The organism is Enterococcus sp. 1001283B150225_161107_E12 (assembly GCF_015556925.1).
Classification (GTDB): domain Bacteria; phylum Bacillota; class Bacilli; order Lactobacillales; family Enterococcaceae; genus Enterococcus_B; species Enterococcus_B mundtii.
This window is the reverse complement of record NZ_JADNNI010000026.1, coordinates 16392-28153: the sequence shown is the minus strand read 5'-3', so window position 1 is coordinate 28153 and position 11762 is coordinate 16392. Positions and strand designations below refer to the sequence as shown.

Sequence of the window (11762 nt, the reverse complement as noted above, 5' to 3'; positions counted from 1 at the left end):
TAACAGTTAATTTTATCGTACAAAAAAGGAGTGGATTTCTCCACTCCATAAAAGTCTAACTTTTTGGGGTCACTACAAAATTCCGTCATTTATGGTGTTTCATTTTTATCTAAAGCTCTTCTCTTCCAAACGGAACAATGGGCTCATTGGCGTGTTTTCATGGATACGTTTGACGGCTTCCCCCATCAAGTTTGAGCAAGTGACGATCGTCAAGTTTTCAGGGTGACGGTCTTCTGGTGTATAGACAGAATCAGTGATACAGATATCTTTGATCGGTGCTTCGTCCAAGATCTCTTTTGCAGGCTCTGACAACAAGCCATGGGAAGCACAAACATAGATATCTTTAGCGCCATTTTCTTTCAAGACTTTGGCTGCTCGAGCGAATGTCAATCCAGTATTTAAAATATCATCAACCAGTATACACGTTTTTCCTTGAACATTTCCGATCACGTAACTTGCTGCTGTCCCTTCGACTTCTTCGTCCGCATGATCAACGATCGCTAACGTACTATTCAAATACTCTGATAAGCTACGCGCACGTTGGACACCACTGTTCTTTGGTGAAACAACGACAATGTCATCGCCGACCAGACCAAGTTCACGGTAATAATGCGCAAATAATGGCATTGTAAATAAGTTATCTACTGGAATATCAAAGAATCCTTGTACTTGCACCGTATGCAGATCTAAGGTCAATACACGAGTCGCTCCTGCTTCTTCAAGCATGTTCGCAATCAATTTTGCTGTAATTGGTTCGTGGGGTTTCGCTGTCCGGTCTTGTCTCGCATAACCATAATAAGGCAACACCACATTGATCGTTTTGGCACTTGCACGTTTCATCGCATCGATCATGATCAATAATTCCATGTAGTAATCATTGACTGGTGCATTCGTCGATTGAACGATGTAGACATGGTCGCCACGGATACTTTCTTCAATGTTGATTGAAATTTCTCCATCACTAAATTGTTTGACTACACTTTTCCCTAACTCTGTTCCAAATACTTTGGCGATTTTTTCTGCTAACGGTCGATTCCCATTCAAACTAAAGATTTTCAACGTGTCGTCCTGATACTTTTTACTCATGACATCCTCCCAAACTTCTCTATTCTTCGATAGTTTAACATATTTCGTTCCGTATTTCTGGTATTTTCTGAAAATAATCAAGGAAGTGAGACTGTTCCATTTCCCCAACTTGCAGGAATCACTTTATTTGTGTTTCCCCAATTATCATGGACTTTATAATAACGCTCACCAGAAGCTGATTCATAGTAAGCATAAGCAGTGACCCAATGATTGCCGTAGGTACTGCCTAGCAATCTTAAAATACCGATCATCACAGGTTTTCCTTCTCGAATCCGCTTTGTTGCTCGTTGCCAAGAACCGACTACTGTACTTCTGGCATAAATCGGTTGCTGTTGTGTTCTAAAAAAGGCTGAGATTCCTGTACTTACTTGGATAGGTAAGGTAGGCAAGCCTAAAGGTTGGATCGTTTTACGCAGTTTTTGGATCAATTCTTTCGCATCGCGGGAATCTTTTCGGCGAATATCTGAAGGAATCAGATTGGGCATACAATAATCTTGATAGTAGGCAAGTAACACTGCTGCCGCATAAGTGCCACAAAGATAACCAGACGTTGTTCGCCACTTTTTATAAGTCAAGAAACGTTGCTCTGGCAAGCCTACCCAACAACCAACTAAATGAGTCGTTGGCGCTTGTTGCGCCCACTTCGCCAGAAGTTTATCAATCAGCTCATCGTCAATTCCTTCTGCATTTATACTAGCTTCTTGCCAAGTATTGGATGTTGCAATGCTTGGTGAATAGGCGTTTACCGCTGTAATAAATTCGACTGGTTTTCCTTGAGGATCAACAATCAAATAACTCTCATTTTCAAAAATCACTGCTAAATAGTGTCCATTTTCGTGTTTCCTTTTTAGCAGACGAAACTCACTGATTCGCTCGGTTTTTCCATTGAGCAAGACTTCTTGCCATTTCCCACTTGCTTTTTTCAGAATCAATCACCTCCTTCCTCATTATAATGGATAGTCCTAAAAAAATAAATCAGATCGACTAATGGTTGATTGCGCGTTTTGAACATTTTTCCTGATTCGTATGTAAAATGATTTTAGAGATTGCTTGCAAAAGAAACCGATTACAAAATTTGTCGCTTTGAAATAGATTTTACATTCCATTTGTTTATTCTGCTTTTTTGTTAGATAATGGGCACACGGAACTAAAAAGGAGCGATGATTCAATGAACCAAGAACGTTTGAAACAAGATTTTTTTGAAGCAGTAAATGAAGAATGGTTAAAAACAGCAACAATTCCTGCCGATAAGCCAGCAACTGGTGGGTTTCAGGATTTAGTTGATGGCATTGATCAACTAATGATGCGAGATACAGATGAGATGTTAGCTGATCCAACAAAAGTTACATCTGATAAAATGCGTCACTTCCTTGCTTATTATCAACTAGCAAATGATTATGAATATAGAGATCAATTAGGTGCGACACCTTTACAACCTATCCTCGAAAGGATCGAGCAACTCACTTCCTTTGACGAATTAAATCAGCAATTTCCCGAATGGACATTGGACAGCTTACCGTTGCCTGTTGTCTTAGATGTGGATGCAGACATGAAAAATGCACAAGTCAATGCCTTTTTCGCTTCACCACCCTCTTTATTTTTACCAGATAAAACTTATTATGAAGCAGAACATCCAAATGGTGCTCAATTATTGTCCGTCTTTTTTGATATGATGGTCCAACTTTTAGAAATGACAGGCAGAGAAAGAAGTCAGGCAGAAGCAATCGTCGAACAAGCGATCCAATTCGATAAATTGATTGCGCCCCATGTTAAAAGCGCGGAAGAAAATGCAGATTATAGCCAAATGTACAACCCACGTGCCTTTAATGAATTTACGGCATATACCGATGCTCTTGACTTAACTACCTTGACTACTGGCTTGATCGGCACACGTCCAGACCAAGTGATCGTTACTGACCCTGTCTACTTTGAACATTTAGCTGAACTTTTGACGACACCACATTTCCGACTACTTAAAAGCTGGATGATCGTAAAAACGGTGCGTTCATTAAGCAGTTATCTATCTGAAGATTTCCGTCAAGTCAGCGGGATCTTCTCTCGGACTTTATCAGGAACCGATGAAGCAATGCCCCAAAAGAAAGCAGCTTACTACCTTGCTTCTGGACAGTTTGATCATGTGTTGGGCGATTACTACGGAAACAAGTATTTTGGCGAAGCAGCGAAAAAAGATGTCGAACAAATGGTCAAGAAAATGATCAATGTTTACCAAAAACGACTCGAAACGAATGAATGGTTAAGTGATGCAACCCGCGAAAAAGCAATCGTCAAATTGAACAAATTAGGCATCCAAGTCGGTTACCCTGATAAAATCCCTGCCTTGTTCGATGCGTTCCAAACAGTTCCCGCAAATGAAGGTGGTACCTTGCTTTCAAATGCGTTGAACTTTAGTCATCTAACCCTAAAAGATCGTTTCAGTAAATGGAACAAGCCCGTCGACCGTGATGAATGGGAAATGAGTGCTGATACAGTCAATGCGTACTATCATCCATTCCGAAACGTGATCGTTTTCCCAGCTGCGATTTTACAAGCACCATTTTATAGTTTGGAACAATCTAGCTCGGTAAACTTCGGCGGAATCGGTGCAGTCATTGCCCATGAGATTTCCCATGCGTTTGATAACAACGGTGCGAAATTTGATGAATTCGGTAACTTGAATAACTGGTGGACAGAAGACGACTTCGCTCATTTCCAAGAAAAAGCGCAAGCCATGATCGAACAGTTTGACGGTGTACCTTTTGCTGATGGCACAGTCAATGGAAAACTAACCGTTTCTGAAAATATTGCAGATGCTGGCGGATTAAGTTGCGCACTAGAAGCTGCAATGACCGAAGACGATTATTCAGCAGCCGATTTCTTCATGAATTGGGCGACAATCTGGCGTACAAAAGCGAAAAAAGAATACCAACAATTGCTTTTACAAATCGATGTTCATGCACCTGCGAAACTTCGGGCGAATATCCAGCCACAAAACTTAGCAGAGTTTTATGAAACATTTGCGATCACTGAAGAAGATCCGATGTATCTAGCACCTGAAAAACGCGTGCATATTTGGTAAATAATTCACTAACAAACTATGCGTATGGGGCAAAAAAATAAATTCATTTGCAAATTCATTTTTATTTCTGATTTAAATTCAAATAAACGGTGTTCCAAAAGCTGACCTTAGTTAAATAACAAGTCAAAAGAGTATAGAGCAGACACACCAAAATGTTTGCTTTATACTCTTATTTTTAAAGTTATATTTCATTGTATTAACATCTTATAGTTAATAATCAGCAAAACTAACGTCGCAAAAGCGATCATCAGTTGAATTGCTTCAAAACTTGACACTTGCCTACCCCCTTCTAGGGATAAAGCTATGAACCATAGGCATCACCCTTTTTTCAAGAGATTAGCCACCATCTTTTCATTTCTCCTATCAACCACAAACAGAAGTCTGAATCTGAAAATAATGGAAAATTACCGATTCTTCTTATTTATTATATTCTTCCATTCCTCATTAATAAATAAACACCAAAAAAGGGAGTGATACATTAGTTCACTTCCACCACCTAAAACCGAATAAACGGTGGGAACAGAAGTGTTTTTATCTAATCTTCTTTTAGTGTAGGGAGACCCCTTTTTTGTTTTTTATAATCAATCTAGCAAAAAAAATAATTAAAAGGACTCCTAAAATAATAAGATAAGGTATTAGTGTAAAGGTTATTTTTTCTAATCCTAAATAATCAAACAACTTTTTCAGTAAATAATCACTCAAAAAAATGGTAAAAAGAGATTTAAGCGTACCCCAGCCTTTATTAATTGGTATCAACCCAATCACAACACCAACAACAATCGCAACTCTAAAATAAATTTCATCGAGAGTAAATGAATGATTGCCTTTCCAAATAAATTCTAAGATTCCTCTTAAAACAAACAATAAGAGAAATACACCTACGATATATCGGGAATCCAGTTTTTTCATTATTTCACCTTACTTACATTGTTTTATTTTATGTACCTTACGTAATAAACAGTCTGTGAAACATTGCTTAGTTCACCAACCTATCATCCAATCCAACCCTTTCCACTTGTGTCCAATCCTCTAGCAATAGCATCTTCAGCACTAAAACCTTTTGCAGTTAATCCTAAAATACCTCAAAAAGAAACTACTTCCCTAAATGAGAGAGCAGTAAAGAATGCAAATAAATCTATTTCTACTACCAAACTTGCAAATACTACTAACAGGCTCAGTCACCACCTTCATTTCTCCCCACCTCTTAATAGTTGAAATAAAAACACTACTTGTCGAAGAGCCTTTTTCTGCTTACTGCATATTTTTTTGGTATTTTTAATTTGAATCTATGTATGATTTTATATTCCCTTTACCTATCAACTGACACTACTCCGTACTAGTCTCTGCTCAGATATGAATTTAAAACAATTAAAAGAGAAAAAAACATACTAAAAAATATAGTGACGAACGCTTGTAACTCTCCCAGCTTTAAAGTTAGAATATATGCTAATAACAGTGAAAAAATTATAATTTTTAGTAAGATACTTCTGGTTAAAACTCTTTCTTTCGTAAAAAAATCTTTCAAACCTTCCCCATTTTTTGTTATCCAAAAAAAGCCAAACAAAGAAAATAATGCAAAGAGCGAAAATAACCCTGAGAGATTTGGTAAATATCCTAAAAAACCGAAAATTCCCAGTAAACCTAAAAAACCTAAATCCGCTTTCCCTTTTCTCATACCGATTCCTTCCTTTCACGTATAAATGACTTTATGTACACCCCATTGAGCAATTTGTATGGATATATTTCCCTTTTTTCAGTTGATGACCAATAGAAATAGTGGATAAAGTACTCAAGAAAAGCCTTTATCCACTATACTCACTCTTTTTATCCCTTAATGATCTCTGCACCAAGGGCTGTTTGAAAATGTTTCAATGCCCAGTCATGTCCGATTGGATCAAAGCTGGCAACTGCATCTTCGTAAATAAACAATTGATAGCCTAGGTTATAGGCATCGACTGCTGTATGCAAGACACAAATATCTGTACAAACGCCTGTCAAATAAATCTCTGTAATCCCACGTTCCCGTAAACGAATGTCAAGATCTGTTCCACTGAAGGCAGAATAGTGACGTTTATCGATCCAGTAAACATTGGCTTGTGTTTGATGTTCCGCATAAATCTTTTGCAACGAACCATACAGATCGCGGCCACTCGTTCCGACTACATTATGTGGTGGAAACAATTGGTTTTCCGGATGAAAAGCATCTTCGGGATCATGTGCATCGATCGCAAATACGACAAATTCTTTCTCATCAATAAACTTTTTTGTATACTTTGTTAAAGCTGGTTCAATTGCCTGACCGCTCTTTCCAGTCGTCAATTTCCCATCGTCTGCCACAAAATCATAGGTGTAATCAATCGAAATCAATGCTTTCATTCGGTTCACTCCTTATACAAGATGTTTGACAAATTCAATCACCATTTCAGCTGAACGTTTCCCTGCTTCTTCGATGAATTCGTCAAAGCTTTGTGTCGCTGAATGGTCCGCAGTATCACTCATTGCTCGCACGATCAAGAAAGGAATATTGAATTGTTGCGCCGTTTGACCGACTGCAGCCCCTTCCATCTCACAAGCAAGTGCTTCAGGGAAATTGCCTAGGATCTCTTGGACTTTGACTGGCGAATCAACAAATGTATCTCCTGTGACGATCAAGCCTTCTTTTGCATTCAAGTTGGTTGCTTCTGCGGCTCTTTTCATTTCTGAACGTAAATACGTGCTTGCTTCATAATAAAGAGGCATTCCTGGCAATTGGCCTGGTTTATAACCGAAACCTGTGACATCTGCATCAAAATAGGCAACTTTGTCAGAGATCACTACATCCCCTACACGTAGACCTTCACCTATGCCACCGGCTGATCCTGTATTGATGACCATGTTTACACCATATTGTTGAATCAATAAGCTTGTTGTGATCGATGCCAAGACTTTACCGATACCTGAACGTACAACAATAACTTCATGATTGCCTAATGAACCTGAGATAAACAGAGCACCTGCTCTTTCCCATGATAAGGGTTCTCCTAGTTGTTCTCTTAAAATTTTTACTTCTTCTTCCATTGCTCCGATGATTCCAATTTTCATTTAGTTGTTCCTTCTTTCTATATAAATGCAACTGCCAGAAAAACGATGGCTAACAATAAAATGACGATAACCAAGCCTTTCATCAAAACAGCATTCCATTTACGTGTTTTTTCTCGTTCGCCTGCTCTTGTTTTCGTGATTGGCTTATTTTTCTTTTGTTCTTTACGATAAAAACTCGCGATCTTTTTTTCTTCTTGTTTGTACGTAGCTTCCGCTTTTCTTTGTTTTTTTAATGATTCTTGTGCTTGTTCTTGCTGTCGTTTACGGATTTCGCTACGTGTGACTAGCGGTCCTTTGACCATCAATCAATCCCTCTACTTTCCTTTGTTCATTGATTCCCAGTATTGAATCGCATAAATCGTTTTTGCATCGCAAATGACTTGATCTGACATCGCTTGTTTTGCTTCTGCTAAAGTCAACGCATAAAGTTCCAATACTTCGTCCTCATCTTGTGCGAGAGGCTGTTCCACTTTTTTGATATTTACTGCATGATAGATATGCAGGAGTTCATTCGCAAATCCTGGTGACAAATACATAGAAGTCAAATGCTCCAAACGCTCTGCGCGGTAACCAGTTTCTTCTTCTAATTCCCTAGCAGCAGTGATCTCAGGCGCTTGTTTTTCTCCTGGATCGATTTTACCAGCTGGTATTTCGAGGATCACTTTTTCTAAAGGTTTGCGGAATTGTTTGACTAATAGTAGACGATCCTTTTCATCAAAAGCAATGATTCCTACACCACCGGGGTGAAAGACTAATTCACGCTTCCCGATATTTCCATCTGGTAAGTGAACATCATCCACAGCAACATCAATGATCGCTCCATGATAAATTTCTTTTCGTTGGATCGTTTTCTCTTCAAACTGTTCATATTCAAGCATCTTTTCCCCTGCTTTCTTTTGTCCTATAATAACTACTTTTTTTGTTTTTTTCAATTTTCTTTTTGATTTCTTACTTAGTTTACCATATCCAAACCTTAGAAATTCTATAAACTCATAAAATCCACCTTTAGTCCGATACTAATTATTAAGAAGGTTGTGCTAAAATAAAGAAGTAGATGAGCAGAGTGGACAATGAATATACACGGAGGTTTTTAGGATGATTAAAAAGAATTGGAAATGGATCGTAGGTTTACTCTTAGTGATACTGTTCTTCAGTTATAATGATGTATCGATCATATCAATGATCTTGTTAATTGGCGCAGTTTTGCTGATTTGGGGGCTTTTTGGTTTTCGTAAAAAAACTAAGGACAAAACAGCTTTACCAAATCTATCTGACAAATTAGCGACCCATTATAGCGAAAACGGCATGACACCGAGTGAAATCTCTTTTTTCAGAGAAACGATGAATCAAACAAAAAATGAAATCGAACAACTAGAAAAAAATATGTACGAAACGGCAAAGCTTAAAGCGATCGATCTTCGTCACGAACCTGTAAAAGCAGCAAAAGGTTTGTTCAAAGAACTCGTAAAAGAACCCACTCGATTGCACGACGCAAGTCAGTTCCTTTACACCCACTTGCCAAACTTAGTGGATTTGACAAACAAATATATTGAGATCAATGAACACGAGATCAAAAACAAACAGACCTATCAAAAACTGGAAGAAAGTACCCAGATCATTGATCAACTTGCTTCATTAGTCGCGAAAGACTATCAAGATTTCGTTTCGGAAGATTTGGAAGATATCGATGTAGAGATATCTGTTGCGAAACAAAGCTTAAAGCGTGATAATAAAGATGTACCAGAAGAATAAGCACGTTTATTTCTTGGACTCGGAACACTTAGACATCGTCTGATTGTTTCGGGTACTTTTTCTAGCTTAATCGATAAGGAGGAATTTTAATGGAAAATAATCCACATGAACCAAAACACGAAGTAACCCCTGTAAATGATACTTTGGAAGATTTATTGAATAATCCTTTTTCGACACCCGTCGATAAATTGACTCAAACACAACAAAATGAAATCAATGCACTTCAAGAACAGCAAACTGCTGCTCGGTTGATTGATAAATTACCTGCTGAAAGACAAGAACAAGCCAAACAATTGGCTGAAAAAATCGATGTCACTGACTCTCAGTCGGTCATCAGCTACGGTTCAGCTGCTCAAACAAAATTAGGTGAGTTCTCACAGTCGATGTTGAATCACGTGCAAGCACAAGATATCGGCCCAGTCGGTGATTCATTGACTGAACTAATGTACCGCCTTCAAGAAGCAAATCCAGATGAATTACGTGCAGGAGAAGGCAATATTTTCCAACGCGTATTCGGTAAAGTCAAACAATCGATTTATGAAGTCACTGCCAAATACCAAAAAATCGGTGCGCAAATCGACAAGATCTCAGTCAAATTAGACAAAGAAAAAGATGGCCTATTAAAAGACAATCTGATGTTAGAACAACTTTATCAAAAAAATAAAGATTATTTTGATGCGTTGAACATTTATATCGCTGCTGGCGAATTAAAAATGGAAGAATTACAGACAAAGATCATTCCAGAAGCCATGCGAAAAGCAGAAGAAACAGGGGATCAAATGGATGTACAGATCGCCAATGATTATACACAGTTTCTTGATCGCCTGGACAAGCGCACTCATGATCTACGCTTAGCCAGACAGATCACGATCCAACAAGCGCCACAGATCCGTTTGATCCAAAATACAAACCAAGCATTGGCAGAAAAGATCCAAGCATCGATTGCTACAGCCATCCCATTATGGAAAAACCAAGTGGTGATTGCGTTGACCTTGCTTCGACAAAAAGATGCAGTTACAGCACAACGACAAGTTTCTGAAACGACCAATGATTTATTGAAGAAAAACTCAGAAATGTTGAAAATCTCTGCCATCGAAACTGCGAAAGAAAATGAACGTGGCATCGTGGATATCGAAACATTGCAAACCACACAAAATGATTTGATCGAAACGATCCAAGAAACACTTCGTATCCAACAAGAAGGAAAAGAAAAACGTCGTCATGCAGAAGTCGAACTTGGCCATATGGAAGAAGACTTGAAACAAAAATTACTCGATTTAACGCAATAACAAATAGAATGAAAAAACCTTGTATCAGCAACGCTGCTTGATACAAGGTTTTTTGTTTATTTTTTATTTTTCGGTATTCATCTTACTGTGTTTGTAACCATAGCCAAAGTAAATCACTAGGCCGATCACCATCGTGATCGCGAATACTAACCAAGTCACCGCTTGTAAGCGCGACATCAAGACTAGACAAGATAAGATCGAAATGATTGGTAAAATCGGCACCAATGGCACTTTGAACTCGCCTGCTTTTGGTTTGCCAAACATTTTACGTAATTTCAGTAAGCCTAGACTAACTAACATTAGATAAGCCAATGCCATGATGTTCGTCAACTCTGCCAAGATATTCAATGGGAAGAATCCTGCGAAGAATAATGCGGCGATACCTGCTGCATACGTCGCTTTCTTCGGTGTGCGATGTTTCTTGTCGATTTCTGTCATGAACTGTGGTAACAAGCCATCTTTACTTACTGCAAATAATAACCTAGCTAATGAATACATCATAGAGATCGTCACAGTCAATAAGGTCAAGATCGCGCCAACGGCGATGATCGCTCCTACTGTACCATGTCCTACATAACGCATCGCGAATGCCACAGGATCATTCACACCTAATTCTGTATAAGGCACGATCCCTGTTAAAATCAATGTCACGATGATGTACAACACGGTTGCGATCAAGATCGAGCCAATGATTCCACGTGGTACATCTTTTTGAGGATTTTTTACTTCCTCCGCAGCCATCGCTACCGCATCGAATCCTAAGAATGCGAAGAAAACTAATGCTGCGCCATCTAGGACACCTTCAAAGCCGAATGGTGTGAATGGTTGCCAATTCTCTGGTTTAACAAAAAAGATTCCTACAATAATAAATAATGCAATGATTCCAAATTTCACATAAACCATCATGTTGTTCAATCGTAACGCTTTCTTCGCTTCCAAAGAAACAATGTATGTGACGAAAATCACAACAAGCACCGCAATTAAGTCGATGTATGTACCATTGGCTGGATTATATCCACCTGTTAGCGCCGTTGGTAAGCCAAAACCAAGACTTTCAATAAACCCTTGTACATAACCGGACCAACCTGACGCAACGGATGAAACGGCCAATAAGAACTCACCGATCAATAACCATCCAGTCAACCAAGCGGCAAATTCACCGAATACGACGTATAGATACGCATATGGTCCGCCAATCACTGGTACCCGCGATGCAAATTCTGCAAAGCTTAGACCAGATAAAATCACAACGATCGCTGCTAAAACAAACGATAGTGATAGTGCCGGACCTGCATTTTGGTTTGCTGCCACTCCTGTTACGACAAATATACCTGTACCGATGATCGCGCCAATGCCAAGCATGATCAAATCGGATGTTTTTAGTTCTTTCTTCATCTCACTCGTATGATTGAGACTGATTTCTTTCTTACGAAACAAATCCATTAAATTCCCTCCCCCTTATTTTTGAGTATATAAAA

13 protein-coding genes are annotated in these 11762 nt (G+C 38.7%); 3 read left to right on the top strand and 10 right to left on the bottom strand.

Annotated elements, in window-relative coordinates:
• Nucleotides 1–105: 105 nt before the first annotated feature.
• Entirely contained in the window at nt 106–1086 is a 981-nt protein-coding gene (locus I2F89_RS14975; protein WP_019723536.1) for a ribose-phosphate diphosphokinase, read from the bottom strand.
• 77 nt (nt 1087–1163) lie between these two features.
• Nucleotides 1164–2018, bottom strand: a complete 855-nt coding sequence (locus I2F89_RS14970; RefSeq protein WP_195514578.1) for a dihydrolipoamide dehydrogenase — start codon at nt 2016–2018, stop codon at nt 1164–1166.
• Between the two features lie 236 nt (nt 2019–2254).
• On the opposite strand from I2F89_RS14970, the gene I2F89_RS14965 reads away from it, so the two are divergent.
• Nucleotides 2255–4162 carry a M13 family metallopeptidase gene (locus I2F89_RS14965; protein WP_195514577.1) on the top strand — a complete coding sequence of 636 codons (1908 nt, stop codon included), beginning with the start codon at nt 2255–2257 and terminating at the stop codon, nt 4160–4162.
• Nucleotides 4163–4350: 188 nt separating this feature from the next.
• Here I2F89_RS14965 and I2F89_RS15825 read toward each other — a convergent pair whose 3' ends face one another.
• From I2F89_RS15825 to I2F89_RS14935, 7 genes are all read right to left on the bottom strand, one after another.
• Nucleotides 4351–4437 (bottom strand): putative holin-like toxin, encoded by an 87-nt coding sequence (locus I2F89_RS15825; protein WP_368073467.1) that lies wholly within the window; start codon nt 4435–4437, stop codon nt 4351–4353.
• Nucleotides 4438–4708: 271 nt separating this feature from the next.
• Nucleotides 4709–5071 carry a hypothetical protein gene (locus tag I2F89_RS14960; protein ID WP_071866671.1) on the bottom strand — a complete coding sequence of 121 codons (363 nt, stop codon included), beginning with the start codon at nt 5069–5071 and terminating at the stop codon, nt 4709–4711.
• Between the two features lie 427 nt (nt 5072–5498).
• Nucleotides 5499–5837 (bottom strand): hypothetical protein, encoded by a 339-nt coding sequence (locus I2F89_RS14955; RefSeq protein WP_071866672.1) that lies wholly within the window; start codon nt 5835–5837, stop codon nt 5499–5501.
• Nucleotides 5838–5986: 149 nt separating this feature from the next.
• Nucleotides 5987–6538 (bottom strand): cysteine hydrolase family protein, encoded by a 552-nt coding sequence (locus I2F89_RS14950; protein WP_071866673.1) that lies wholly within the window; start codon nt 6536–6538, stop codon nt 5987–5989.
• A gap of 12 nt (nt 6539–6550) precedes the next feature.
• Complete coding sequence (locus tag I2F89_RS14945; protein WP_034688949.1) at nt 6551–7243, bottom strand: 5'-methylthioadenosine/adenosylhomocysteine nucleosidase; 693 nt, start codon at nt 7241–7243, stop codon at nt 6551–6553.
• Nucleotides 7244–7260: 17 nt separating this feature from the next.
• Entirely contained in the window at nt 7261–7545 is a 285-nt protein-coding gene (macP, locus tag I2F89_RS14940) for a cell wall synthase accessory phosphoprotein MacP (protein ID WP_010736198.1), read from the bottom strand.
• Nucleotides 7546–7557: 12 nt separating this feature from the next.
• Nucleotides 7558–8121, bottom strand: coding sequence for an NUDIX hydrolase (locus I2F89_RS14935; RefSeq protein ID WP_161643503.1), 564 nt, complete (start codon nt 8119–8121; stop codon nt 7558–7560).
• 217 nt (nt 8122–8338) lie between these two features.
• Between I2F89_RS14935 and I2F89_RS14930 the strand changes: the two genes are divergently transcribed.
• Together I2F89_RS14930 and I2F89_RS14925 are read left to right on the top strand one after the other, a co-directional pair.
• The gene (locus I2F89_RS14930) at nt 8339–8995 is read left to right on the top strand and encodes a 5-bromo-4-chloroindolyl phosphate hydrolysis family protein (RefSeq protein ID WP_195514576.1); all 657 of its coding nucleotides are present in this window, start codon (nt 8339–8341) and stop codon (nt 8993–8995) included.
• Nucleotides 8996–9084: 89 nt separating this feature from the next.
• Nucleotides 9085–10284, top strand: a complete 1200-nt coding sequence (locus tag I2F89_RS14925; RefSeq protein WP_010736201.1) for a toxic anion resistance protein — start codon at nt 9085–9087, stop codon at nt 10282–10284.
• Nucleotides 10285–10347: 63 nt separating this feature from the next.
• Here I2F89_RS14925 and I2F89_RS14920 read toward each other — a convergent pair whose 3' ends face one another.
• Nucleotides 10348–11727 (bottom strand): APC family permease, encoded by a 1380-nt coding sequence (locus I2F89_RS14920; RefSeq protein ID WP_161643505.1) that lies wholly within the window; start codon nt 11725–11727, stop codon nt 10348–10350.
• Nucleotides 11728–11762 lie beyond the last annotated feature (35 nt).